Annotated in this window: 21 protein-coding genes; 5 read left to right on the top strand and 16 right to left on the bottom strand. The window is 40.9% G+C overall.

All coding sequences use genetic code 11. The features are described from left to right. Positions 1–83 precede the first annotated feature (83 nt). The 5 genes from C8D76_RS05420 to kduD all read right to left on the bottom strand — a co-directional run bounded on the left by C8D76_RS05420 (position 84) and on the right by kduD (position 5,231). Complete coding sequence (locus tag C8D76_RS05420; RefSeq protein WP_116631774.1) at positions 84–2,297, bottom strand: right-handed parallel beta-helix repeat-containing protein; 2,214 nt, start codon at positions 2,295–2,297, stop codon at positions 84–86. 198 nt (positions 2,298–2,495) lie between these two features. Then, complete coding sequence (locus C8D76_RS05425) at positions 2,496–2,819, bottom strand: cupin domain-containing protein (protein ID WP_116631775.1); 324 nt, start codon at positions 2,817–2,819, stop codon at positions 2,496–2,498. Between the two features lie 9 nt (positions 2,820–2,828). Continuing rightward, entirely contained in the window at positions 2,829–3,467 is a 639-nt protein-coding gene (locus tag C8D76_RS05430) for a bifunctional 4-hydroxy-2-oxoglutarate aldolase/2-dehydro-3-deoxy-phosphogluconate aldolase (protein WP_116631776.1), read from the bottom strand. Between the two features lie 9 nt (positions 3,468–3,476). Next, positions 3,477–4,415, bottom strand: a complete 939-nt coding sequence (locus tag C8D76_RS05435; protein ID WP_116631777.1) for a sugar kinase — start codon at positions 4,413–4,415, stop codon at positions 3,477–3,479. Positions 4,416–4,475: 60 nt separating this feature from the next. After that, on the bottom strand, positions 4,476–5,231 hold the full coding sequence (gene kduD, locus C8D76_RS05440) for a 2-dehydro-3-deoxy-D-gluconate 5-dehydrogenase KduD (protein WP_207775004.1): 756 nt from the start codon (positions 5,229–5,231) through the stop codon (positions 4,476–4,478). A 211-nt stretch (positions 5,232–5,442) separates the two neighbouring features. Here kduD and kdgR point away from each other — a divergent pair, with 211 nt between their 5' ends. Together kdgR and C8D76_RS05450 are read left to right on the top strand one after the other, a co-directional pair. Beyond that, positions 5,443–6,255 (top strand): DNA-binding transcriptional regulator KdgR, encoded by an 813-nt coding sequence (gene kdgR, locus C8D76_RS05445; RefSeq protein ID WP_243405823.1) that lies wholly within the window; start codon positions 5,443–5,445, stop codon positions 6,253–6,255. Positions 6,256–6,550: 295 nt separating this feature from the next. Then, positions 6,551–8,929: a polysaccharide lyase 8 family protein gene (locus tag C8D76_RS05450; protein ID WP_116631779.1), complete on the top strand. Its 2,379-nt coding sequence runs from the start codon at positions 6,551–6,553 to the stop codon at positions 8,927–8,929. A 129-nt stretch (positions 8,930–9,058) separates the two neighbouring features. Here C8D76_RS05450 and C8D76_RS05455 read toward each other — a convergent pair whose 3' ends face one another. The 7 genes from C8D76_RS05455 to envC form a co-directional block, all read right to left on the bottom strand. Further along, the gene (locus tag C8D76_RS05455; RefSeq protein ID WP_116631780.1) at positions 9,059–10,180 is read right to left on the bottom strand and encodes a M20/M25/M40 family metallo-hydrolase; all 1,122 of its coding nucleotides are present in this window, start codon (positions 10,178–10,180) and stop codon (positions 9,059–9,061) included. A 9-nt stretch (positions 10,181–10,189) separates the two neighbouring features. Further along, complete coding sequence (locus C8D76_RS05460) at positions 10,190–10,642, bottom strand: YjiG family protein (RefSeq protein WP_116631781.1); 453 nt, start codon at positions 10,640–10,642, stop codon at positions 10,190–10,192. Beyond that, positions 10,639–11,277 carry a nucleoside recognition domain-containing protein gene (locus tag C8D76_RS05465; protein WP_116631782.1) on the bottom strand — a complete coding sequence of 213 codons (639 nt, stop codon included), beginning with the start codon at positions 11,275–11,277 and terminating at the stop codon, positions 10,639–10,641. The genes C8D76_RS05460 and C8D76_RS05465 overlap by 4 nt, the downstream gene beginning before the upstream one ends. Positions 11,278–11,556: 279 nt before the next feature. Continuing rightward, a complete protein-coding gene (glmU, locus tag C8D76_RS05470; RefSeq protein ID WP_116631783.1) occupies positions 11,557–12,921 on the bottom strand; it encodes a bifunctional UDP-N-acetylglucosamine diphosphorylase/glucosamine-1-phosphate N-acetyltransferase GlmU in 1,365 nt (454 codons plus the stop codon). A gap of 54 nt (positions 12,922–12,975) precedes the next feature. Further along, entirely contained in the window at positions 12,976–13,482 is a 507-nt protein-coding gene (locus tag C8D76_RS05475) for a DUF2301 domain-containing membrane protein (protein ID WP_116631784.1), read from the bottom strand. Between the two features lie 9 nt (positions 13,483–13,491). Then, positions 13,492–14,355 (bottom strand): divergent polysaccharide deacetylase family protein, encoded by an 864-nt coding sequence (locus C8D76_RS05480; protein ID WP_116631785.1) that lies wholly within the window; start codon positions 14,353–14,355, stop codon positions 13,492–13,494. Further along, on the bottom strand, positions 14,355–15,587 hold the full coding sequence (envC, locus tag C8D76_RS05485) for a murein hydrolase activator EnvC (RefSeq protein ID WP_116631786.1): 1,233 nt from the start codon (positions 15,585–15,587) through the stop codon (positions 14,355–14,357). The genes C8D76_RS05480 and envC overlap by 1 nt, the downstream gene beginning before the upstream one ends. Before the next feature lie 155 nt (positions 15,588–15,742). Here envC and C8D76_RS05490 point away from each other — a divergent pair, with 155 nt between their 5' ends. The 3 genes from C8D76_RS05490 (at position 15,743) to mutS (ending at position 20,325) form a co-directional block, all read left to right on the top strand. Next, positions 15,743–16,426, top strand: a complete 684-nt coding sequence (locus C8D76_RS05490; protein ID WP_116631787.1) for a 2,3-diphosphoglycerate-dependent phosphoglycerate mutase — start codon at positions 15,743–15,745, stop codon at positions 16,424–16,426. Between the two features lie 127 nt (positions 16,427–16,553). After that, on the top strand, positions 16,554–17,600 hold the full coding sequence (gene waaF / locus C8D76_RS05495) for a lipopolysaccharide heptosyltransferase II (RefSeq protein WP_116631788.1): 1,047 nt from the start codon (positions 16,554–16,556) through the stop codon (positions 17,598–17,600). Positions 17,601–17,736: 136 nt separating this feature from the next. Continuing rightward, complete coding sequence (mutS, locus tag C8D76_RS05500) at positions 17,737–20,325, top strand: DNA mismatch repair protein MutS (protein ID WP_116631789.1); 2,589 nt, start codon at positions 17,737–17,739, stop codon at positions 20,323–20,325. A gap of 37 nt (positions 20,326–20,362) precedes the next feature. Here the strand turns inward: mutS and C8D76_RS05505 are convergent, their stop codons facing one another. From C8D76_RS05505 to ilvD, 4 genes are all read right to left on the bottom strand, one after another. After that, a complete protein-coding gene (locus C8D76_RS05505; RefSeq protein ID WP_116631790.1) occupies positions 20,363–21,268 on the bottom strand; it encodes a cation diffusion facilitator family transporter in 906 nt (301 codons plus the stop codon). Between the two features lie 147 nt (positions 21,269–21,415). After that, the gene (gene ilvA, locus C8D76_RS05510) at positions 21,416–22,954 is read right to left on the bottom strand and encodes a threonine ammonia-lyase, biosynthetic (protein ID WP_116631791.1); all 1,539 of its coding nucleotides are present in this window, start codon (positions 22,952–22,954) and stop codon (positions 21,416–21,418) included. Between the two features lie 100 nt (positions 22,955–23,054). Next, positions 23,055–23,885: a ZIP family metal transporter gene (locus C8D76_RS05515; protein WP_116631792.1), complete on the bottom strand. Its 831-nt coding sequence runs from the start codon at positions 23,883–23,885 to the stop codon at positions 23,055–23,057. Between the two features lie 62 nt (positions 23,886–23,947). Next, entirely contained in the window at positions 23,948–25,792 is a 1,845-nt protein-coding gene (ilvD, locus tag C8D76_RS05520) for a dihydroxy-acid dehydratase (protein WP_116631793.1), read from the bottom strand. Positions 25,793–25,830: the final 38 nt, after the last annotated feature.

The raw sequence follows: 25,830 nt of genomic DNA on the forward strand, positions 1-25,830 counted from the left end.
TTATAGTTAAGTTTTAGACATATAGTTTAAAAATAAAAACAGCACGCAATGTGCCGTTTTTACTTAGTAATATTGACCTTTAATTAATGTAATAATGCTTGGATTTCTTTTACTTCTTTTAAGCCATCATTGGTTTCATAAAATGAGATATTACTTAATTTATACAATTTTTGCAGTGTTTCAGAATCTATTTTTGTGAGTTCTGGCGCCATTAAGAATTGATTGTCTTTTAGTTCACTGCCATTTACAACATCTATATATTTACTCTCTTGATAAAAGCGATAAGAGCGGTTATTAGTAAATACACCTTGTTTTGGTCCATTTTCATATGGGCTTTTTCTAAATAGGAAATTGAAGCGTTTATTATCAATCGCGACATTATTATCAACAGTAAATGAACCTGGATTAAAGTTATCAGTAAACCCATCCATGTTATTTCTAAAAGCGAGATTATTTCTAATAATATGATTTACAGGTAATCCTTCTCCGCCTAATTTAAAACCATTACCAATGGAAGCGCTCTTACTTTTCATCGTTAATGTTTGACCATTCATAAATGCAATGGAATCAGTAATTGTGACGACACCGTTTGGACCATCTTCTACTTTATTGAATAAATCCCAACCATCATCAACATTATGGTGTGAAATGCAACGGATAAATGTGTTCCCTTCACCAATCCGCATTTTAGCTGCAAATCCATCAGCATTAATCTGAGAATCATCCATATTATTAAAACTAATACTATCAGTAACTACATTATAGCTTGCCCATAACGGTCTACCAATTTTCTCTGGTGAAGTAATTTGAAAGCCTGTGTCTGGTGCGTCATGTGTAATAATATTGCGCAGGTTATTATGGCTACCTTGAACAATTAAACTAGCTCCAGCTACTTCAAGATTTTCAATATTCCAGAAACTTGCTTTATGAAGTAGTTCACCGACAAATTTTACTTGTCCATCTATACCTTTTAGAGTTTTAAGTGCGGATTTTAAACCACTATTTTCTGAAGTAATTGTTGTAGGTGGATATTCTCCTGCTTGTAACTGAATAGTTCCACCAGGAGGCAACAATTCAAGTGCGGTTGATAAATTTAATGGTTTTTCTATTGAGCCATCACCAACAGTTGTGCCATTAGGTGCAACATACACGAGCATAGGGTCTTTCAATGTATGTTTTTCAATAATAATCTGTTTAGAAAAGTGGTTATCTTTAAGTTCAACACTAGGAATAAATTGTATAGATAATTCAGTTTTATCCTTATCTAGTTTTATTTTATGTGAAACATATTCACCAGCTTTTGTTAGTGGAGATTTAAAGATTTGCTTGCTTTCTTTTGATAGTATGTAATATCCATCATAATTTGAACGAGCCTGAAATACATAGTCATTACTGACTGTTTTATTATTTGATTCTAAGTTGACAACTAAAGGTAATGCTTTAGTAACAAATTTTGCTGGATTCACTTTCTTACCATCTGTCAATTTTAGATCAACATTCTCAACTGTCATTTTGGCATTACGAGAGGCAAAAAAGCCTAGATATTGTTTTTGAGCATCTTGATTTGCCAAAATACCAGTATCAACTTTATCTAACACTTTTTTATATGTTTTACCGTCTTGAGTATAAGCAGCGACAAAACCTTGATCATTTTTCTCTAGTATCAATCTTAATACTTTATCTTTGAATTCAACGCCTTCTACATAATCTTTTCTGGTTAATTTATTGCCAGCGGTTCCCCAGGGATCATTGATACCTTCACGATAAGAAGCATTAATATTAACTTTCCCATTATGCTCCCTTGCATTGACACGTAGTAAATTCATCACCATATTAGATGCGGCTGGAAACTCTTCATAACCAACAGGTTGAGGTTCTGCTCGAGGTTTTCCAATAATATCGCGAACCATAATGCCAACACCTTCTTGTCTGTTTGGCTTCGCTCCCGTTTCAGGACCTAATTGTTCTAAATGAATATCCGCAGAAATCACAAAATTAGTATCAATTGGTAATTCTGTATAATAATAAGTTAACCCTTCATGAGAATTAGCTAATTTCCCACCACGACTTTCAATTGTAAATTTCGGTGCTATAGCTCCCTCTTTTATAGGTTTGCCATCAACAGTTGTATGATTTATCCCAACTTTTTCAGGTAGAATTGTTGAACCAAAATTAAGATCTGTGGATTGACCAAAAGCAATGCTCTTCCATGTGAGAGTGCTAGGCTCAACAGATGCCATACTTGAAGTTGAAAATAACGCACAACAAAAAATTGATGTTAATGTTTTTTTAGTCATAATCACTCCTTATAATTTGGATATACTCATATAATTGGCGCAATGTACCATAAAATTATTCATTATTTTGAGATCTATGTCTCAAAAATAAAACATTGTTTTGAATTTGCATTCACGAAAATAAAAAGGCAATATGAACTATTGCCTTTTGAGGAGTTAAATATTATGAAAAAGTTAGTAAAGAAAATACGTTAAATTCTATTTAAGAAAATCTTTTCTCATCGGTGTAAAAGTATCTAATAACACGCCCTTTTCTAAACAAGTACATCCATGCATAACATTAGGCTGTTTATATAAAACATCGCCAGCTTTTACAATTTTAGTTTCATCACCAATTGTAAATTCAAAACTGCCAGATAATACATAAGTCAGCTGTTCATGTGGATGGCTATGTAATGTACCTACTGCGTTTTTCTCAAAATGTACTTCAACAGACATTATATTTTCACTATAGGCAAGAATCTTACGTTGAATACCATTACCCAAATCTTCTAATGGAATATCTTGATTATATACAAACATAGCTTTTTCCTATTTGACTAAATCAAGCACTTCACGAACTAGGCGACCGATTTCATCCCAGTTTTGGTTAGAAATCAGCGATTTTTCCACAAACCATGAACCGCCACAGGCAATCACATTAGGGATAGCTAAGTAATCTTTAATATTAGCAGGTGAAATACCACCTGTAGGCATAATTTCTAATTGAGAATAAGGGCCTAGTAACGCTTTAATCATTTTAACGCCACCTGACGCTTCAGCTGGGAAGAATTTTACTGCGGTGATTCCCATTTCTAATGCGGCTTCAATTGACATTGGGTTATTAATACCCGGTGTGACAGGAATTCCAAGTTGTTGACATAAACGAACGATATTTGGGTTAAATCCAGGGGTAACAATGCAATCGGCGCCTGCTTGTTTTGCTCTCACTACTTGTTCTGGCGTTAATACTGTACCTGCTGCAATGAGAATTTCAGGATTATGTTGGCGCAATAATCGAATAGCTTCTTCTGCGGCTTCTGAGCGGAAAGTGATTTCAACAACAGGTAAGCCGTTTTCGCTTAATGTTTTTGCTAAAGGCAAAATATCGTCTGCACGATCTAAAGCGATAACAGGAACAACTTTTAACGCTCTTAATTTTTCAACAATTTGTGCTGTAGTATATTTCATAACTCTTCCTTAATTAAATTCTTGAACAAGGTGTGATGTGGCAGCTTTATCAATAATCGCACCTTTATGTTGGATAACAATTCCCGCAAGGCGATTCCCTCGTTGGCAACAAGTTATCAATGATCTATTTTGTAAATAACCATTAAAGAAGCCGGCATTAAATGCATCACCTGCTGAAGTGGTGTCAACGACAGATTCAACAATTTCAGTTGGCACATTGACAATTTCATCATTATGGCAACAAATTGCGCCATTTTTTCCTGATTTAACGACAATAGTTTCTATATTGTATTGTTTAAGGCGAGAGATTGTTTGTTGTTCATTTTCATCTTGCCAAACTAATTGTTCGTCATCAAAAGTAACTAAAGCCACGTCAACTAATGGTAACAAGGCTTGGTAACAGTTTTGGGTTTGTTGAAGATTATCCCATAAGGCTGGTCGATAATTGCTATCAAAGGCGATCTTAACCCCTGCTTTTTTTAAATCTGCTAATTGCTGGATGAATAAAGTGCGGTCATTTTCTGGCAAAATTGCAAGAGAAATACCACTCAGATAAATTACATCGACAGTAGATAATTGAGCTAATATTTCAGGGTAATTTTGATGTTGTAATACATAACGAGCAGCAGATTGATTTCGCCAATATAGAAAAGTTCTCTCACCAAATTTATCCAATTGGATAAGATATAATCCAGGCTGACGTGCTTTATCAAATAATACCCAATCTGTTTTAATTCCGTCATTTTGCCAATGGGCTAACATTCCTTGGCTTAATTTATCTGTGCCGAGCGCTGAAATATAAGAAATTTCTAATTGATTACCTTGGCTCACTCTGGCTAAATAAGTTGCTGTGTTTAATGTATCGCCGCCATAAGTTTGATGCATGCTCCCAAAGGGTTCCCCATTGAGTTCAATCATGCATTCACCGAAGATTGCTATTTTTTTCATGACTAAAGCCCCAATTTAATTAACCCTACTTATCAAGTAAGTAGGGTTAATTATATCGCATTAACGTGCTAACCAACCACCATCAACAGCGATTGTGTAACCATTCACATAATCACCCGCAGTTGAAGCTAAGAATACACAAGGACCTGCTAAATCATTTGGTGTACCCCAACGTCCAGCTGGAATACGCTCTAAGATTTCTTTATTACGAGATTCATCTGCGCGCAATGCAGCAGTATTATCTGTTGCCATATATCCTGGTGCAATCGCGTTGACATTAATATTATATTTTGCCCATTCATTCGCCATGGCTCGTGTAATACCCATTACCGCACTTTTTGATGCCGTATATGATGGAACGCGAATACCACCTTGGAAAGAAAGCATTGACGCAACATTAATGATTTTACCGCCATTGCCTTGCGCAATGAATTTTTTCGCGACTAATTGAGAAAGGAAGAATACAGTTTTTAAGTTAATATTAATAACATCATCCCAATCTTGTTCAGAGAAATTAATCGCATCTTCACGGCGAATAATACCTGCATTATTAACAAGAATATCAATTTTGCCAAAAACATTAGCTGCTTTTTCAACAAGGTCTTCAAGCCCGTCTTGTTTCATTAAGTTTGCTTCAAGGTTCACAAATTTGCGACCAACCGCTTCAATTTTAGCTTTGGTTTCTAACGGTTCTACTAAATTAAGACCCACGATGTCACAACCAGCTTCCGCTAAGCCGACAGCCATTCCTTGACCCAAACCTGTGTTACAACCTGTTACAAGTGCTACTTTTCCAGTTAAATCAAATAAACTCATGTGAATTCTCCTATAGAATATATGTATTAGAAATGACAAAAACATTATGCTAATGTTCCTGTTTTAAGCGCATCATACTCCAACAAAAAATACATTGCAATAATTATGAAATAATATTTCATTTTTAAAACGGATATGAGTGAGTTTTAAAAATTAATCATTTGTGATAGTATGCAACCATTTATGATCTCAACACAAATCGCATATCAACATGGTACAGAATCCTATGGAAAAAGAAAATCAACCCGAGGCGGTTTCATCTGTATTAAAGGTTTTTGGTATTATTGAAGCCCTTGCAGAACAAAAAGAAATTGGCATTACGGATCTGGCTCAACGCCTTATGATGTCTAAAAGCACAACCTATCGTTTTTTACAAACAATGAGAACGCTAGGATTTGTTAAGCAAGAAGATGAAACGGAAAAATACAGCCTTACATTAAAACTCTTTGAAGTCGGTGCTAAAGCCTTAGAATATGTTGACCTTATTGCTTTGGCGAATCAAGAAATGTCATCTATCTCTAAGCAAACTAATGAAACGCTACATTTAGGCACCTTAGACGATTCTGAAATTATCTACCTACATAAAATTGACTCAAGCTATAACTTAAGAATGTACTCACGCATTGGGCGTAGAAACCCAATCTACAGTACAGCAATTGGCAAAGTATTGTTATCAGGCTTGAGTGAACAAGAAATCACTGCTTTAATGGCGGATGTGACCTTTGTTAAACACACAGACAAAACCTTAGAAAATACATCTCAGCTCATTCAAGAAGTAGAAAAAGTCCGTCAGCAACATTTTGCTGAAGATAACGAAGAACAAGAGCCGGGTTTACGCTGCATCGCCGCACCAATTTACAACCGTTTTGGTCGAATTATTGCCGGCGTGTCTATCTCTATCCCTACCATTCGTTTTGAAGAAAAAAAATTGCCTTATTTAGTCAATTTATTACAAATTGCAGGCAAAAATATTTCAGAGCAATTAGGGTATCATGACTATCCAGCGCCTATTTCAATAGAATAGTTTTGTTGATTCATAATAATAGAAAACTCAATATTCTCGATAACTGTACTCTAAATTGAGTACAGTTCTTATTTTCTAAGCTCTCGTTTCCACTATAAGTTTTATCCCCCCTTTCTTCAATTGCAATTAAGCAAATACAAATCAAAACAAAGCTCGATAATGACTTCTTCTTATCAAGATCATCATAATTTAAGATAAATTGTGACCTATCCCGCAAAATATGAAATTCCCCATACCAAACAAAATAAAATTTTACTAAAATCGAAAAGCTATTTTAGTAATTAGGGAGAATGGTATGAAATTTACACGTAGAAAATTTATTCTTGGTACAACTAGCTTAAGTTTGACCGCACTTTTTTGTTCATCCTTTGGCTTTGCGGCAACAACCAAGCTAACATCTTCGCAATACAGCGATTTATGTGAACGTTGGGGAGATATTATTACGGGGCGTAAAAATATTGATCCGAAAGATCCACGTTATGCAAAAGCACTCGCTGGTTTAGATAAAAGAGTAAAAAATGTCCTTGATGATCTCATACTCGATGAAAATAGAACCTCTATCTTAAAATCCGCTAATCTCAGCGAAGAAAAATCCCCTTTTATTACCAAAACAGCAAGAGCCGCATTAACACTGGCAACAGGTTGGGCAACACCAGGCTCTAGCTATTATCAAAACAATGAAATTCTGCAACAAAGTATCCAAGCCTTATCTGATTTTTTACGCTTAAGATACAACCCAAGCCAAGAGGAATACGGAAACTGGTGGGATTGGGAAAGTGGTGCATCGCGTGCTGTGGCGGATATGATGTGCTTGCTCCATAAAGAACTTCCAGCTGATGTGATGAATGCTGCCGCGCTTGGCATTGATCATTTTGTGCCAGATCCTTGGTATCTAAGAACGCAAAAAGCCTCTGGCTCATCTCATAAAGAAAACGATAAAATCATTTCGACGGGGGCAAATAGATTAGATCTTTCAAGAGCGGTAATTTGCCGAGCCCTAGCCTTGCCAGACAAGGCTAAAATACAGCACGCCTTATTGGGATTGTCGGCAACATTAACTATTGTTGAACAGGGTGATGGCTTTTACAAAGATGGCTCTTTTATTCAACATACCTCGATTCCTTACACAGGATCTTACGGTGATGTGCTGATCGGCGGTTTAGCCATGCTATTCAGCTTAGTCAGTGGCAACGAATTTAATATTCCTCAGCAACAATTAAATGCGGTTTACTGGGCGGTAGATGAAGCATTTATTCCAACCATCATTAATGGGCAAGTGCTTGATAATGTAAGAGGGCGCTCGGTATCTCGTTATACTGAGCCGGGCTCTCTGCACGGTGCATCCATTATGAAAGCAATTTTACAATTGGCAGAAAAAGCACCGCCTGAAATATCCAACCGTTGGTACAATTTAACGAAAAGCTGGATTGAACAAAATAATTATAATCGCATTACGGATAACAATTCTCTCACTTACTTAGCATTAGTGATCCAAGCGCTAAACCACGCCTCAGGCTCGCCAATAAAACAAACCTCTAAAATGTTTAGTTCTATGGATAGGCTCGTGCATCGCACCAATAACTGGAGTGCCTCTATTGCAATGTGTAGTAACCGCATTGCTTGGTATGAATGTGGCAATCAAGAAAATGAATGGGCGTCACGCACAAGCCTTGGTATGCGTTATCTCTATTTACCTAATGATATGGGGCAATATGAAGACGCATTCTGGCCTACACTCAATTATAACGCACCTACTGGCACCACAGTTGACACCACACCTCTTGTGCCTAAAGTTGCTGGAGAATGGGGGCATAGCACACCACAAAATGAGTGGACAGGCGGGCTAACGCAGGGTAATTTCTCTCTTGCCGCCATGCATCTCTTAAGCCCAGACGGTGATTTACACGCTCGCCGTTTCTGGTTTGGTACACCTGATGCAATAATTGAGTTTGTTGCAGATATCCATAGCAGCCAAGATGCACTAACCGTTATCGAACACCGTAACTTAGGTGAAAATAATTCTTCTGCCCATTGGGTGATCGATGGCAAAACGTTCAAAGAAAAAACCGCACTTGAGAATACAAAATGGGCATATTTAGACGGCGTTGGAGGCTATCTATTTTTAACACCGCAACAAATTGAAGCTCAAATAGAACAGCGACAAGGTTCTTGGCTGCATATCAACCCTGCCCGCAAAGGGAAAGAAGCTGAAAAAGAACATAAACGTCTATGGGCAACCCTACACACTTCGCATAAAAACCAAAATAATGCCGCTTGGGTCATCATTCCAAATGCCGATTTAAAAGAAATGGACAATATCGCCACAAAATTCGGTGCGGAAACCAAACTTCTCCAAAATGATGCTAATGCACAAGTGCTCAAACAGGGGAATATCACTGCGTGGGCAGTGTGGAAAGCGGGTAAATATGCCGATTGGTCTTTTGAACAGCCAACCATTGCACTGGCAAAAGCAGAAAACCAAAATGTTTACCTCACTTTAGCAGAGCCAACACAAAAACGGCAAAACATTAAATTAAGCCTACCTGGCGAGTGGAAACTGGCTGCTTCCAATAACAAAGCCAAACTCAATATCGTCAATGGCAGCACACATTTAAGTATCAACACACAAAATCTGGCGGGTCAAAGTATAGACTTACAACTAATACGCCGATAAAGCGATAAATACATAAAAACCACACTTTAAAAGTGTGGTTTTTTATAGCTTGTCATATAACACGACAGTATTTTCTGGCTCTGATATTTCCAATTTCTAACGAATACTCATATCTATTTTTAGAGAGCACTAAGCTAACAGTTTATTAATAGCGTTTAGTACTAAATGATATTTAGGTATCACAGAATCTATTAGCATATATTCTGTTTTTGCATGCATATTACCTCCAATTGGACCTAAGCCATCAATAGTCGGGCAACCAGCTGATGATGCTACATTCCCATCACTCAATCCACCAGCATCAACCCATTTCAAAGGATAATTTAATTCTTGTGCAGCTTCAGCAAATACCGATTTAATCGTTGGTAGATTCACTTCGTCAATCATAGGTGCTTCGCTATTAATTAACACTTTCTTACTTGTTACTCCTTCAACAAAAGAGTGAGTCAGTAATTGTGCTAGTTTATCTTCAAAAAATGCAACAGATTCAGGATATTTGTAACGCATTTCGATAGTTAATGAAGCATAATCTGCAATTATATTATGTGCGGTTCCCCCATTCTTCATAACGCAATTAAAGGTATGCTGACGCTCAAAGTCATTATATTTTGAAAATTCAACAATGAAATTTGCCGCCTCAACTAGAGCAGAACGTCCTTTTTCAGGGCAATTTCCTGCATGGGCAGCAATGCCAAAGAATTCAACATCATAGGTAACTAAACCTTTTCGGCTTGCTACCATTGATCCATCTTCGCGTGCAGCTTCCATAACAAAACAATATTTTGCCTTGCGCGCATACTCTCTGATACTCTCTTTCGCATACATGGAACCAATTTCTTCATGAGAATTGAGATAAATCGCAACATTGTATTTGCTTAAGTCTAAGGCTTGTATAATAGAAAAAGCCAATAAGCCACCAGATTTATCGTCAATTACACCCAATGCATTGATCTGATTTCCTTCAATATTGAAAGGTACTGATTGCCCTGTTCCAACGGGAAATACGGTATCCATATGTGCAACAAATAAAATATCAAATTTCTCTGCCTGCAAATTATTACTAATTAAAAGACAATCTGCTACTTTATCTGTATTCATTGGAATTTTTCGATATTGCAACCCCTGTTTTTCCGCTTTTTTTATAAACCAATTTGCTACCTGATTGACACCGTCAATAGAATAGCTTGGGCTTTCAATTTCAGTGAGTTCTTTTAATTCAGAAATAAATTGGGATAAATGTTGTTCATTCATATTTCCACCTTAAATAATAAATTTCATTACAAACATTGCTAAATAAGCATTGATCATACAAATACCAAATAGCACTAAATAATGTTTTCCCGGCACACCTAACACACCTAGAACACGCCCCATATATTGTACAGTGGAGCCAACTAAAGCCATTCCTGGTAATAAAATAGCAATATCTGATGCAGACAAAGAACCCGCCTGAACAAGTGCAACCAAAACACCGGCTGCGCCACCCCAACTCAGAAATGCAGCAAGAAACACTGCGATGGATTCACCTGGTAATCCAAGTGGTGCCATAATAAACCCAACATATTCACCTAATAGTTTTAATAACCCCGAGGTATTTAGGATATAAATAATCACAAATGCCATTAATACATTTGGAATTGTACTATGAATAGCAATATTCCAACCTTTTCTTGCACCGTCAATAAAAATATCAGTGATTAATTTATTGCTCATACAACCCCCTCATCTTCTTTAACAAATTTGCTCACATATAGACGCATTAAATTTGCCCCAAATATTTTAAATAGCAAAATTACGCCAAGACACATTGCAACTGAAACAGGAACAGACATTCCATTTTTATCAGTTAAAAGTAATAGTGGAGCAAAAGAAGCAAGAAAATTAGTGAGCATTGCACCTGCACTAAATTGGAAAGCTGCAAAAATTAGTAATTCTTTATAAGTAATTTTACCTTCATCATATAAGGATTTTGTTGTAGAGCTCCCTGCATCAGTGCTTTGTGTACTCGCAATAAGAGAAATTGAACAATTTCCAGGTATGCCAATTAAAGGTTTTAAGATAGGGCTTAACCATTTAGATGCGGCAGCTAATGCACCAAAATGTTCAAAAATTGCAACAAATCCTAATGCAAGCATGACACTTGGCACTAAGGTTAGGGCAAATAAAAAACCACCTTTGGCACTTAAACCACCAGATGTTTTTAACCATTCAGGAAATTGCCCTGTCAGTTTACCAAAATCAAAAATCCCACCTAAAAATTCCTTTGCGAATCCACCAAAGAAGATAATGGCGCAAATCAATGATATTGTTCCAACGAGCAGTGTTTTTAAACGAATGCCTTCTTTCATACATACTCCTTATTAGTTATAAACTCAAAAAAGAATGTACAATAAAGAACAAAATAAAACCGTGATGACTATCACAAAAAATATAAAAAATAACCGCACTTTATAAAATGCGGTTGTTTTAAGCTAAATAATTTTATGCTGTATTTGGTCAGAACCGATGCTAATCCACAAACCTAGTCCAATCCTAAACATTGAAATTTCACTTCTAGCGATTGCTTAACACCTCCGCACCTTGCTAAACACAACAAAATCTCTAACAAAGTGCGGTCGGATTATTAATTATTTCTTTTTAGTTGGGCGTTGCCAGCCTTGGATGTGGCGTTGTGGTACCCGGGTGATGACGAGTTCATTTTCCCCGATATCTTTAGTGATGGTTGAGCCTGCTCCGATGGTTGCGCCGTTTGCAATGAAAACGGGTGCGACTAATTGGCTGTCCGAACCCACGAAAACATCATCGCCAATAATAGTTTTGAATTTATTAGCACCATCGTAGTTGCAAGTAATTACGCCAGCACCGACATTCACGTTCGCGCCCACTTCCGCATCGCCAATATAAGTTAAATGCCCCACTTTTGAGCCTTCGCCAATATGGGCTTTTTTGATTTCAACGAAATTGCCCACGTGCGCTTTGGCGGCAAGTTCAGCCCCAGGGCGTAAACGAGCGAATGGGCCCACATCTGCGCCTTCGCCAATGCGGCTATCTTCTAATACACTATAAGGTTTAATTTCAACGAAATCAGCGATTTCCACATTTTTTAGCACGGCGCCTGCACCAATTTTTACTCCGTTTCCTAACCGCACTTTGCCTTCAATGATCACGTTAATATCAATTTCGCAGTCTTTGCCGTGCTCTAATTCGCCACGCAAATCAAAGCGTTCAGGATCCGCAAGGCTAACCCCAGCTAATAACAATGCCTTGGCTTGTTTACGCTGATAATAACGTTCTAATGCATTGAGTTGTAAGCGGTTATTGGCACCTTCCACTTCCATAATATCATCGGCAGGCACGGCGGCAACTTGGCATCCGTCTTGGTTCGCCAAGCCGATCACATCGGTCATATAATATTCGCCTTGCGCATTATTATTGTTTAAACGCGCTAACCATTTTTTGAAACTTGCCCCGTCAGAAACCATCACGCCCGTATTCACTTCCGTGATTTTTAACTGTTCAGGAGTGCCGTCTTTTTGTTCCACAATCCCAACAACTGAGCCATTTTCACGAATAATGCGCCCATAGCCTGTTGGGTCATCAAGATTCGCAGAAAGCAAGGCAATGCCATTAGCAGGTTTGGCGGCAATTAGTTTTTCAAGGGTTGCTTTGGTAATTAAAGGCGCATCGCCGTAAAGCATCACAATATTTTCATCGTCTTTGAAGAAGGGGGCTGCTTGTTGCATCGCGTGCCCTGTGCCAAGTTGTTCGGCTTGAAACACCCAATTCACCGGTTCATCAGCGAGATATTGTTTGAGTAAATCCGCCCCATGTCCATAAATTAAATGAATTTGATCCGCACTTAATTGTTTAGCCGTATCAATAACATGTTTAACCATTGGTTTGCCTGCCACTTTGTGTAGCACTTTTGGCAAATCTGAATACATACGGGTGCCTTTGCCCGCGGCGAGAATTACAACGCTAAGTTTGTTCATTGAAAGATCCTTATGATAAAAAGTGCGGTCATTTTACACACATTTTTTTACGAGTTAAATTTGATATTTTGTTTTATCACCAATGTCAAAATGCAATGGCATACGGCATTTTTGAATAAATAGAATCGCCAGCAATAGCGCACAAATTGCGCTCATTATTTGTAGCAACAATGCCGTTTGAGTCACAGCGCCCAGCCATAATAGCACCACAAAAATGGGCATAAAATTCAATGTGGGAATACGAAAGCAAAAATATTCCTTAAAGCACAATCCGCTTAAAGTGAGCAATGCACCGCCTAGTGCCAATTCAGGAAAACCGAACATTTGGCATAGCAGCGCAATCCAAGTGGCGGCTTGTAACAACAAGCGGAAAGATTTGAGATAAAGATGCAATGACGATGCGCACATTGTGGCGGCGGTAAGCAAAGTGGAATAGCCGATCTCTGAACGATAAGGCAATAATGCGACACCAATTGCTGCCGCAAGAAAGCCAAGGCGATAAACGCACACGGTGAGTTTGTCAAAAATATCCATTGGCGATTGAATATGGGGATCTGCCATTTAAACTCCTTAACGCGGAACGCCACGCAGCAACGGAATATTCTCAAACGGCGCACGATTGGTCGGCGCAGCCAAGTCACTAAATAACAAAATAAACGGTTTCGGCGGAACAATTTTCTCATTGCGCCATAAACTGCCCATACTCACTAATTGAATATCATCGGGCAGCTGGGCTAAACCTGCTTGCAACACCGCGATAGTATTTTTACGCGGATGCCCAATAACAATCGCCGTACCTTGTTTTCTTGCATATTGTAAGGCGAGCTGAAATTGGTGTTGTACATCGTGAAGCGCATCGCTATCATCTAAAAAAATATGCCTATCGAGAGATCTCACGCCCTGTTCTTTGGCAATCTTTCCCGCCACGCTTTTGCCAATGGTTCGGCTGTCTAAAAAGAACAAATGATGCTTATGCAGTTCGCTCATTAATGCTGTCATCAGTGGAGCATCCGCCGTTGCTGCGCTGCCCATATGATTATTCATACCAATCGCATTGCTGACAACATTTTTCGCGGCTTGCACCCGTTGAGTGACTTCATGTTGGCTCATGCCAACGAGCAAACCGCCGTTTTCAATTTTAATATTGCTAACTGGTTGCATCGGCATATGGATTAGGATATCACGCCCCTGCGCCTTCGCTTGTTGATTGCGTTGCGGAGCATAGGGCGCCGATGGAATAATGGCGACAGAAATTTGTTTGGGCATTGCATACACCGCTGCATCTTCTTTAGGGTGATAGCCAATATCATCAATCACAATCGCCAATTTGGCAGTTTGCGCATAGCAAGAAAGAGAGAAAAGTGCGGTGAAAAAAATAAATGAATTTTTGACCGCACTTTGAAGATTCAAACGGGAAAAATGTAAACCGATCATTAACGTAACCAATTCATTGGGTTAACCGCGTTACCTTGGCGGCGAATTTCAAAATACAGTGCAGAACGACCTTGTCCGCCGCTATTTCCCACCTCAGCAATTTTTTGCCCTGCTTTCACTAAAGTGCCTGTGCGCACAAAAAGCGCTTGGTTATAGCCATACAAAGACATATCCCCTTTGCCGTGATCGATAACTACAACTTGCCCATAACCACTTAGCCAGTTTGCTAAAATCACGCGCCCTGCGGCAATGGCTTTCACAGCGGTTCCAGTCGAAGCGCTAATGACAATCCCTTTCCATTTCACTTCGCCCACTTGGGTTGAGCCATAATTATGCAAGATCGAACCATTTACAGGGCGTGGATATTTGCCAGCCAAACCGCTCCCAGAGCGAATGAGTTGCTGTTCCTGCTCTGTGGGCTGATAGGTGCGATTCGTGCGTTTTTCTTCTGCTTGTTTTTTCTGAGCTAATTGCTCGCGCTCTTTCTGTTCTTGTTCTCGAGCTTGTTGTGCCGCGCGATTAATTTCGTTGCGTAAAGCCGTTTCATTGGCTTTGAGCGTTTCCAATTTATTTTGATCACGCTCAAGAGTTTTGTTTAGCTGATTTAATGTGCTTTGCCGCGCATTTTTGGCTTTTTGTAACGCTTGCTGCTGTTTCTTTTGTTCGGAAAGTTGGCTTTGTTGTTCTTGTTGTTGGCTCGACAAATAAGCTTTTTGTTCATCAAGCTGTGCCAACGTCGCTTTTAGATCATCTAATAATGCAATGCGTGATTGGTTCATATGTTTCGCATAAACCATCATTCGATCATTATTTTGAGCCTCTTCCGACAACAAATGCTCTATCACAGAATTCGGATTGCCATTGCGATAAATCGCGTCTAATTGATCGGCAAGTTTGGCTTTCTGTGCTTTTTGTTGCTGCTCTAATTGCTGAATTTGTTTATTCGTGTCGGCAATAATTTTCTTCGTTTCTTTTAAGCTGGTTTCGGTTTTACGCAAGTTTCCCACGATGTCATTAATTTGATTTTCGTGGCTTTTTAAGCTCGATTGCAGTTTATTTTGCTCACGCTTTTGTTCTGCTATTTTTTGTTCTTGCTGCTTAATTTGCTGTTGGATTTTGCTTAAATCAGCCGCCTGCGCCCCAAATGCCAAGCATAAACTTCCGCATATTAAGCCTTGTGAGCAAAGTGCGGTCAATTTTTTGACAATTTTTAAGGAGAAAGGGGACAGCATTTGATTTTTCCTTTAACGAATAAAATTGGTGTAAATATACCATTATTTTTGCGTAAGATCAGGAAACATTCGCTTTTCCCTTTTAAAACTACCTATTTTTTGCTATAAAGAGCGGCGAATGACGAATTCATTTTTACAAAACTAGGAGATCCCTTATGCAATTAGTATTTATCCGTCACGGTTTCAGTGAATGGAACGCAAAAAACTTATTCACAGGCTGGCGCGATGTTAACTTAACAGAACGCGGTGTGGAAGAAGCAAAAACAGCAGGTCAAAAATTAAAAGACGCAGGTTTTGAATTTGATATTGCATTCACTTCAGTGTTAACTCGCGCAATCAAAACTTGTAACATCGTGTTGGAAGAAGCGGGTCAATTATGGATTCCACAAGTGAAAAACTGGCGTTTAAATGAACGTCACTACGGTGAATTACAAGGCTTAGACAAAAAAGCAACCGCAGAAAAATATGGTGACGAACAAGTTCACATTTGGCGTCGTTCATACGATACATTACCACCATTATTAGATCCAAACGATCCAAATTCTGCACACAATGATCGCCGTTATGCACACCTTCCAGCAGATGTTGTGCCAGATGGTGAAAACTTGAAAGTAACATTAGAACGTGTATTACCATTCTGGGAAGATCAAATCGCGCCAGCATTATTATCTGGCAAACGTGTTCTTGTGACTGCGCACGGTAACTCATTACGCGCACTTGCAAAACACATTGAAGGCATTTCAGACGCCGACATTATGGATTTAGAAATCCCAACTGGTCAACCATTAGTCTATGAATTAGACGATAACTTGAAAGTTGTCAGCAAACGTTATCTTTAATCGTTAACCGAAAACAAACGCTGTGAGCAATCACGGCGTTTTTTATTGCTTTGATGAAAGATAAAGTGCGGTTAAAATAATTGCATTTTTAACCGCACTTTATCTTTCATCTTTGAAGTGGAATTCTATGAATATTTTAATCATCGGCCCATCTTGGGTTGGCGATATGATGATGTCGCATAGCTTATATCAAGCCCTGAAAACACAATATCCTAATTGCCAAATTGATGTGCTGGCACCCAATTGGTGTAAACCTTTATTGGCGCGTATGCCAGAAGTGCGCAATGCCATTGAAATGCCACTGGGGCACGGCGCGTTCGATTTAAAAACTCGTTATCAAATTGGTAAATCATTGCGTCATCAATATGATATGGCGATTATACTGCCTAATTCCTTAAAATCCGCCTTTATTCCGTTATTTGCCAAAATTGCCGTGCGCCGTGGCTGGAAAGGGGAAAGCCGTTATTTCTTTTTGAACGATTTACGCGCGAACAAAAATGATTATCCGATGATGGTTCAACGTTATGTTGCTTTGGCATACGAAAAAGGGAAAATCCCTACGGCAGCCGACTTACCGATAGCCAAACCTTATCTCGCCGTGGATGAAAGTGCGGTCGAAAACACCAAAGAAAAATTTCAAGCGCAATTGGAATATGCCGAGCATCGCCCTGCCATTGGTTTCTGCCCAGGTGCAGAGTTTGGCCCCGCCAAGCGTTGGCCCCATTATAATTATGCCAAATTAGCAGAAATGTTAATCGAAAAAGGTTATAGCATTCGTTTGTTTGGCTCCGCTAAAGACGTGGAAGTTGGCGAGCAAATTCGTTCTACCTTGCCCGATGAATTACAGCGTTATTGCGTGAATTTAGCGGGTCAAACTCAGTTAAATGAAGCGGTGGATCTGATTTATGACTGCACCGCAATGGTCACCAATGACAGCGGTTTAATGCATATTGCCGCTGCAGTAAATCGCCCGTTAGTAGCCGTTTATGGCCCGACAAGTCCGCAATATACGCCCCCATTGTCCGACAAGGCAGTGATTATTCGTTTAATCGAAGGCGGGCTCATCAAAATTCGTAAAGGCGCAGATAGCGCCGAGGGCTATCACCAAAGTTTGATTGATATCACGCCAGAAATGGTGATGGAAAAGCTAACTGGCTTGCTCAATAATGCCTAAAACAATGCGTAAATAAAACAACGAATAAATTTTCTATCCAATAAAGCCAAAGTGCGGTCAAAATTCTTCAAGAAAATTGACCGCACTTTTTGTTATAATCTCTCTAATTTTCCCATTCTAAAGCAAGAGAAATCTGATGCAAGCAATCCAGAATTTTGAAAACCACACGCCAATGATGCGCCAATATTTGACGTTGAAAGCGGAAAATCCCGATATTTTATTGTTTTATCGTATGGGCGATTTTTATGAATTATTCTATGATGATGCCAAGAAAGCCGCGGCGTTGTTAGATATTTCATTGACAAAACGTGGGGCTTCAGCGGGCGAACCTATACCGATGGCGGGGGTGCCTTATCATGCTGTTGAAGGGTATTTGGCGAAATTGGTGCAACTTGGGGAATCGGTCGCGATTTGCGAACAAATCGGTGATCCTGCCTTGGCGAAAGGTCAGCCTGTGGAGCGCAAAATTGTGCGCATTGTCACCCCAGGAACGGTGAGTGATGAAGCCTTATTGCCAGAACGCCTAGACAATTTGCTTGCCGCCGTGTATCAGGAAAAGAATAAATTTGGTTTAGCCACCTTGGATATGAGTTCGGGGCGTTTTCAGATTTCAGAGCCTTCGGATACGGAAACCTTGCGCGCAGAATTACAACGTTTATCGCCTGCAGAATTATTGTATTGTGAAGATTTTGCCGAAATGGCATTAATTGAGCAAGCAAAAGGCTTGCGCCGCCGCCCAATTTGGGAATTTGAACTGGGTACCGCGGTGCAACTCTTGAATCGCCAATTTGGTACAAAAGATTTAAAAGCCTTTGGTGTGGAAAAAGCGATTCTCGGGCTTTGCGCGGCGGGCTGTTTATTGCAATACGCCAAAGAAACACAGCGCACCGCTTTGCCCCATATTCAAAGCATCAGTCTTATCCAAAATAATGAGAATATTCAATTAGATGCGGCAACACGGCGCAATTTAGAGCTCACTCAAAATCTGGCTGGTGGCACAGAAAATACCTTAGCTGCAGTGATCGATAAATGTGTTACCCCAATGGGAAGCCGCTTGCTGAAGCGTTGGATTCATCAGCCGATTCGCAATGTGCATAAATTGCAACAGCGCCAAAACATTATTAAAGCCTTGTTAGAACAGGATTTAATCGCAGAATTACAACCGTATCTGCAACAAGTGGGGGATATGGAACGGATTTTGGCTCGCGTGGCATTGCGCACCGCTCGTCCACGGGATTTGACTCGCTTGCGTACCGCTTTAGAACAATTGCCAGACATTAATCAAATTCTGAAAACTTCGCCAATTTTGACCGCACTTTCGGATCCTTTGGGGGAATTCAGCCAACTTGTTGAACTTTTACAACGCGCCATTATTGACACGCCACCACTATTAATTCGTGATGGCGGCGTGATTGCGCAAGGTTACAATGCCGAATTAGATGAATGGCGCGCATTGGCGCAAGGGGCTACTCAATATCTCGAAGATTTAGAACGCCGAGAACGCGAAACCACAGGGATTGATACCTTAAAAGTCGGTTTCAATGCGGTGCACGGTTACTACATTCAAATCAGCCAAGGGCAAGCGCACAAAGCGCCAATGCATTATGTTCGCCGCCAAACCTTGAAAAATGCTGAACGCTATATTATTCCCGAGCTAAAAACTTATGAAGATAAAGTGTTAAAGGCTAAAGGCGCAAGCTTGGCGCTCGAAAAGCAACTCTATGATGAAATTTTTGAACAAATTTTACCGCACTTAGGCGCGTTGCAATTATCAAGTATGACCCTTGCCGAACTTGATGTGCTGACTAATCTCGCCGAACGTGCGGAAACATTAAATTATGTGCAACCCGAATTCAGCAACGAAATTACCTTGCATATTGAAAATGGTCGCCACCCCGTGGTGGAACAAGTCATTAAAGAGCCTTTCATCGCCAACCCTGTTGAACTCAATCAAAATCGGCATTTATTGATTATTACAGGGCCTAATATGGGGGGAAAAAGCACCTATATGCGCCAAACGGCATTGATCACATTGCTTGCGCATATCGGCAGTTTTGTGCCTGCAGAACGTGCGGTGATCGGGCAAATTGATCGCATTTTCACGCGTATCGGTGCTAGCGATGATCTCGCGTCAGGGCGCTCGACCTTTATGGTGGAAATGACCGAAATGGCGAATATTTTGCACCAAGCAACGGAAAAAAGTTTAGTGTTGATCGATGAAATTGGGCGCGGCACTTCCACCTATGATGGTTTATCGCTGGCTTGGGCGTGCGCAGAGTGGCTTGCCAAAAAATTGCGTTCACTCACGCTGTTTGCGACCCATTATTTTGAACTCACCGCCTTGCCCGAGCAATTAACAGGCGCTGCCAACGTGCATTTAGATGCGCTTGAACACAATAATTCCATCGCGTTTATGCATAGCGTACAAGATGGTGCCGCTAGCAAAAGTTATGGTTTAGCCGTTGCCGCGCTGGCTGGTGTGCCGCAAAATGTGATTAAACTGGCTAAACAAAAACTCGCTCATTTAGAAAAAATCAGCGGGCAAAGTGCGGATAAAAAGCTGCAAGATTTACGCAATTTACACCAAAATCAAGGTGAATTGGCGTTAATGAAAGAAGATGACAGCAAAAACGCGCTGTTAGAAATGTTAGAAAAACTCGATCCCGATGAACTCACGCCAAAACAAGCGCTCGCTTATTTGTATCAGCTGAAAACCTTAATCTAAACAAAAAAGTGCGGTGAATTTCACCGCACTTTGCGTTTTAAAGGGTTTGTGTATTTTGCCCTAATTCTTTTTGTACGACAGAATGGGGTTCTTGATGAATGACAATTTTGGCATCAGCAAAATCAGCCAAAATATTTTGCTCAACCTGATCAGCAATTTCATGGGCATCAATTAAAGGCAAGTGATCCTCTAATTCTAAATGCAGCTGAATAAATTTGGTATTCCCCACTTGGCGTGTGCCAATATCGTGAATGCCGATAACCTGCGGATGTTTTTCTGCCAACTGGATAATTTGTTGAATTTCTTCCTCTGGCAACGCGCGATCCAACAAAGTTTGTATGGCTTCCCAGCTCATTTTTAGAGCACTAGCAAAAATATATAACGCAATGATAATGGCAAAAATCGCATCGGCATAAACAATACCATACAGACTAAACAGCATAGCGATTAAAATCGCCGAATTCATCAGCAAATCAGTTTGGTAATGCAATTTATCTGCTTGAATCGCGGGGCTTTGCGTGAGTGAAATCACTTTGCGTTGATACATTAACAGGGCGAAAGTCAGCAAAATAGAAATCACACAAACGATGACACCAAAGCCATTATTTTCAGTAGCAACAGGATTTGCCAAGCGTTGGATACCTTGCAATAACAAGAATACGGCAGAACCCGTGATAAACGCACTTTGCGCCAAGGCGGCAAGGGATTCTGCTTTGCCGTGCCCAAAATAATGGTTTCTATCCGCAGGCTGCAAAGCAAAACGTAACACTAGCATATTGGTGCCAGAGGCTAATAAGTCCACTAGGCTGTCGGTCATTGCCGCGAGAATGGCTAGCGAGCCTGTTTTCCACCACGCAATCCCTTTCACGATAATCAATGATGTTGAGACTATCACCGCAAAACTGGCTGCACGTTTTACATAATGTTGATATTGTTGTTGCATAAATTCCACCGTTATGGCGTAGTTTGAATGATTTTAATAATAAAAACGCTGTACCTTTGCTGACTTATCTATCCCGATAAAAGCAAATAAACATCGGTTTTCACTGGGTTGATAAAAAAGTGCGGTCAATTTAACCGCACTTTTCCGTTAGCCTAAGAAATATTTGTAAGATGGGCTGTTTGTGGCGTCTTCATAGCCATAGCCGAGTTCTTCAAGGTATTGATTAAAGGCAGGTAGATCTTCGTCTTCAATTTGGAAACCTGCTAGCACATCGCCGTAATCTGCGCCATGTCCACGATAATGGAACAATGAAATATTGGCACGGGTTGTGCCAAGGGTTTCAAGGAATTTTAACAATGCCCCTTTGTGTTCTGGAAATTCAAAACTATAAAGATGTTCGTTTAACTGTGTCGATGGGCGTCCACCAATCATATAGCGAATATGGGTTTTGGCGATTTCGTCATCAGACAAATCTTCCACATCATAGCCGCCCTGTTGTAATTGGCTTAAAATTGCACTTTTTTCATCAGCACCAGTAATGCGAACCCCAACGAAAATACGGGCTTTTTGTTGATCCGCATAACGATAATTAAATTCGGTCACCGCTTTTTGCCCTAAAATCTGACAGAATTTTAAGAAACTACCACGTTGCTCAGGAATGGTGACGGCAAATAATGCTTCGTTTTGTTCGCCAATTTCGCAGCGTTCAGACACATAACGCAAGGTGTGGAAGTTCAAATTCGCGCCAGACAGCACATTGACTAAGGTTTCCCCTTTAATGTTATGCTCTTTAACATATTTTTTCAGCCCCGCCAACGCCAGTGCGCCAGAGGGTTCTGACACAGCTCGGACATTTTCAAACATATCTTTCATTGCCGCGCAAATTTCATCGCCGTCCACTGTGATGACATCATCAACGTATTCTTTGCAAACACGGAAAGTTTCATCACCGATACGTTTTACCGCAACGCCATCGGCAAATAAGCCCACACGTTCAAGATCCACAGGTTTTCCTGCTTTCAGTGCGGCATATAAGCATGCGCTGTCTTTGCTTTCCACACCAATCACCTTAATTTCAGGGATCAATTGTTTGATTAATACCGCAATTCCTGCGAGCAAACCGCCGCCGCCCACAGGCACGAAAATGCGATCAATATGGGTATTTTGTTGCAACAATTCCAAGCCGATAGAGCCTTGTCCAGCAATTACCGCAGAGTGGTCAAAGGGCGGAATAAAGGTCATTTTTTTGGTTTCTGACAATTCAATGGCTTTTGCCTTGGCTTCATCAAAATTAATGCCATGTAACAGCACTTCGCCACCGAAACTACGGACAGCATCCACTTTAATCGCTGGAGTATTTTGTGGCATTACAATTAAAGCGCGAATCCCTGCATTTTTAGCAGACAACGCCACGCCTTGCGCATGGTTGCCCGCAGAGGCTGTGATCACTCCTGCTTCTTTTTGCTGTTGGCTTAAACCTGCGATCATGGCATAAGCACCGCGCAATTTGAAACTATGGACTGGCTGGCGATCTTCCCGTTTCACAAAAATTTGATTGCCTAATTTATCCGATAATTTTTCCATCGGCTGTAACGGGGTGACAACCGCTAATTCATACACTTTTGAGCTTAAAATGGCGCGCAAATATTCTGCGCCCGTTGGTTGAGTTGGAATGGTGTTCGTCATATTATTTCTTCTATTTTCGTTATTTGATTGATAGATGCTGTTTATTTTTTGCTAAACAGACCGAGTAAAAATTTTGCGTTTTTTGACCGCACTTTGTGCCTTAGCTAAGGGCGACGTCTAAAACCATCATCAGTGCAAAGCCCAGCATTAATCCCATTGTGGCGCTATCGCTATGGCCGCTGCTTTGTGATTCTGGAATCAATTCTTCCACCACCACAAAAAGCATCGCCCCTGCGGCAAAGGCTAATGCATAAGGCAAAATGCTGGTCATCGACATCACAAATGCCGCGCCAATCACCGCACCGATAGGCTCCACAATGGCGGACATCGAACCATAGTAAAAGCCTTTCCAGCGGCTGTTGCCCTCGGCGCGAATTGGCAAGGAAAGTGCCGCTCCTTCGGGAATGTTTTGTAAACCAATCCCGAGCGCAAGGCTAACCGCGCCCAGAATGGATAAATCAATGTTGCCCACCTGCGATGCAAGCGCGCCAAAGGTGACGCCAACGGCTAACCCTTCGGGAAAATTATGAATAGTAATCGCTAAAAAGAGCAAGGTGGATTTCGATAATTTCTTATTTAAACGCGCAGAGCCTTCTGCTTCTTCAATTGGTTTGTTTAAATGCAAATGGGGAACGAGCTTGTCGATGATGCGTAAAAAATATCCCCCTGCCAAAAAGCCGATGACAACGGGCAACCACGCCAAGCTGCCATAATCGCTTTCAGCGTATTCCAGTGCAGGTTTGAGTAACGACCAAAATGACGCCGCAATCATCACGCCAGCTGCTGCGCCCATTAAGGTGTCGAGCAACTTGCGGTTCACCTGTTTGAAGAAAAAGACAAACGCCGCGCCTAAAATGGTGCAACCCCAAGTGAATAGCCCAGCGATAAATGCAAGCCAAACGGGATTGAGAGCTAAAAGATAATCGGTCATCCTTTTTCCTTACAACAAAAGTGCGGTCAAAAAATGCAAAATTTTGACCGCACTTCGTGCCATTAAAGTTTCGTTTTATCGCGTACTGCGCCTTTGTCTGCGGAAGTAGCAAAGTGGCCGAAGACTTTCAAGGCAAATGACACTTCACGCTCACGAGCAACTGGCTGCCACGCTTTTTCACCACGGGCTTCCATTGCAGCCCGGCGAGCCGCGAGTTCTTCCGCTGAAATCGCTAAATTGATCGCACGATTTGGAATGTCGATTTCAATGGTATCGCCGTCTTCGATTAAGCCGATAGCACCGCCTGATGCCGCTTCGGGCGAAGCATGGCCGATGGATAAACCTGATGTGCCACCAGAGAAACGACCGTCCGTTAATAAGGCACATTTTTTGCCTAAGCCCATCGATTTTAAGTAGCTAGTTGGGTACAACATTTCTTGCATGCCCGGGCCGCCTTTCGGACCTTCATAGCGAATCACCACAACGTGGCCTTCTTTCACTTTGCCGCCTAAAATTCCTGACACCGCGTCTTCTTGGCTTTCAAATACGATGGCTTTGCCGGTGAATTTCCAAATAGATTCATCCACGCCAGCGGTTTTCACGATGCAGCCGTCTTCAGCGATATTCCCGAATAATACGGCTAATCCACCTTCTTCTGTTACTGCGTGAGCGCGGTCACGGATACAACCATTGGCGCGGTCATTATCTACACTGTCCCAACGGCAATCTTGAGAAAAGGCTTGTGTGGTGCGAATGCCCGCAGGCCCTGCACGGAAGAATTTGTCTAATTCCGCATCATCATTGCGCATAATATCGTATTGATTGAGCTGCTCTTCTAGGCTTAAGCCCAGAATCGTTTGGGTATTGCGATGGATTAAACCTGCGCGATCTAATTCGCCCAAAATCCCCATAATCCCACCTGCGCGGTGTACGTCTTCCATATGATATTTATTAGTGTTCGGCGCAATTTTGCTCAAACAAGGCACCACACGGGACAAACGGTCAATATCCGCCATTTTGAAATCAACGCCCGCTTCTTGTGCGGTGGCTAATAAATGTAAAACCGTATTACTTGAGCCGCCCATTGCAATATCTAAACTCATTGCGTTTTCAAAGGCATCAAAGGTGGCAATAGAACGCGGCAACACGCTTGCGTCATCTTGTTGATAATAACGTTTGCACAATTCAACGATTTGGCGACCTGCTTGTAAGAAGAGTTCTTTACGATCAACGTGAGTGGCAAGCATAGAGCCATTGCCTGGCAAAGAAAGCCCCAATGCTTCGGTTAAACAGTTCATTGAGTTTGCGGTGAACATTCCAGAACAAGAACCACAAGTTGGGCAAGCGGCTTTTTCGATAGCATCAACATTGGCATCAGACACATTGCTGTCTGCGCTTTGGATCATCGCGTCAATTAAGTCTAAACGAATGAGCTGATCCGATAACTTGGTTTTGCCCGCTTCCATCGGGCCGCCAGATACGAAAATAGTTGGAATATTCAAGCGCATCGCCGCCATTAACATTCCTGGGGTGATTTTGTCGCAGTTTGAAATACACACCATTGCATCGGCGCAGTGGGCATTCACCATATATTCCACGCTGTCAGCAATTAAATCGCGGCTCGGCAGCGAATAAAGCATACCGCCGTGCCCCATTGCGATACCATCGTCCACCGCAATAGTATTAAATTCTTTCGCCACGCCACCCGCTTTTTCAATTTCTGTGGCGACTAATTGCCCAATATCTTTTAAATGAACGTGCCCGGGCACGAATTGAGTAAATGAATTGACCACGGCAATAATTGGTTTACCAAAATCGCCTTCTTTCATTCCTGTTGCGCGCCATAATGCACGCGCGCCTGCCATATTGCGACCTTGTGTTGATGTCGCTGAACGTAATGCTGGCATAGAGTTCTCCGAGTAAATTATCAGTTGTGTTTGAGATT

It is taken from the genome of Alitibacter langaaensis DSM 22999 (assembly GCF_003096995.1).
Lineage (GTDB): Bacteria > Pseudomonadota > Gammaproteobacteria > Enterobacterales > Pasteurellaceae > Exercitatus > Exercitatus langaaensis.

What these genes read in the sequence shown, in the direction of transcription:
- C8D76_RS05420 (WP_116631774.1), bottom strand. Translation starts at nt 2,297, where the DNA reads ATGACTAAAAAAACATTAACATCAATTTTTTGTTGTGCGTTATTTTCA.
- C8D76_RS05425 (WP_116631775.1), bottom strand. Translation starts at nt 2,819, where the DNA reads ATGTTTGTATATAATCAAGATATTCCATTAGAAGATTTGGGTAATGGT.
- C8D76_RS05430 (WP_116631776.1), bottom strand. Translation starts at nt 3,467, where the DNA reads ATGAAATATACTACAGCACAAATTGTTGAAAAATTAAGAGCGTTAAAA.
- C8D76_RS05435 (WP_116631777.1), bottom strand. Translation starts at nt 4,415, where the DNA reads ATGAAAAAAATAGCAATCTTCGGTGAATGCATGATTGAACTCAATGGG.
- kduD (WP_207775004.1), bottom strand. Translation starts at nt 5,231, where the DNA reads ATGAGTTTATTTGATTTAACTGGAAAAGTAGCACTTGTAACAGGTTGT.
- kdgR (WP_243405823.1), top strand. Translation starts at nt 5,443, where the DNA reads ATGGTACAGAATCCTATGGAAAAAGAAAATCAACCCGAGGCGGTTTCA.
- C8D76_RS05450 (WP_116631779.1), top strand. Translation starts at nt 6,551, where the DNA reads ATGAAATTTACACGTAGAAAATTTATTCTTGGTACAACTAGCTTAAGT.
- C8D76_RS05455 (WP_116631780.1), bottom strand. Translation starts at nt 10,180, where the DNA reads ATGAATGAACAACATTTATCCCAATTTATTTCTGAATTAAAAGAACTC.
- C8D76_RS05460 (WP_116631781.1), bottom strand. Translation starts at nt 10,642, where the DNA reads ATGAGCAATAAATTAATCACTGATATTTTTATTGACGGTGCAAGAAAA.
- C8D76_RS05465 (WP_116631782.1), bottom strand. Translation starts at nt 11,277, where the DNA reads ATGAAAGAAGGCATTCGTTTAAAAACACTGCTCGTTGGAACAATATCA.
- glmU (WP_116631783.1), bottom strand. Translation starts at nt 12,921, where the DNA reads ATGAACAAACTTAGCGTTGTAATTCTCGCCGCGGGCAAAGGCACCCGT.
- C8D76_RS05475 (WP_116631784.1), bottom strand. Translation starts at nt 13,482, where the DNA reads ATGGCAGATCCCCATATTCAATCGCCAATGGATATTTTTGACAAACTC.
- C8D76_RS05480 (WP_116631785.1), bottom strand. Translation starts at nt 14,355, where the DNA reads ATGATCGGTTTACATTTTTCCCGTTTGAATCTTCAAAGTGCGGTCAAA.
- envC (WP_116631786.1), bottom strand. Translation starts at nt 15,587, where the DNA reads ATGCTGTCCCCTTTCTCCTTAAAAATTGTCAAAAAATTGACCGCACTT.
- C8D76_RS05490 (WP_116631787.1), top strand. Translation starts at nt 15,743, where the DNA reads ATGCAATTAGTATTTATCCGTCACGGTTTCAGTGAATGGAACGCAAAA.
- waaF (WP_116631788.1), top strand. Translation starts at nt 16,554, where the DNA reads ATGAATATTTTAATCATCGGCCCATCTTGGGTTGGCGATATGATGATG.
- mutS (WP_116631789.1), top strand. Translation starts at nt 17,737, where the DNA reads ATGCAAGCAATCCAGAATTTTGAAAACCACACGCCAATGATGCGCCAA.
- C8D76_RS05505 (WP_116631790.1), bottom strand. Translation starts at nt 21,268, where the DNA reads ATGCAACAACAATATCAACATTATGTAAAACGTGCAGCCAGTTTTGCG.
- ilvA (WP_116631791.1), bottom strand. Translation starts at nt 22,954, where the DNA reads ATGACGAACACCATTCCAACTCAACCAACGGGCGCAGAATATTTGCGC.
- C8D76_RS05515 (WP_116631792.1), bottom strand. Translation starts at nt 23,885, where the DNA reads ATGACCGATTATCTTTTAGCTCTCAATCCCGTTTGGCTTGCATTTATC.
- ilvD (WP_116631793.1), bottom strand. Translation starts at nt 25,792, where the DNA reads ATGCCAGCATTACGTTCAGCGACATCAACACAAGGTCGCAATATGGCA.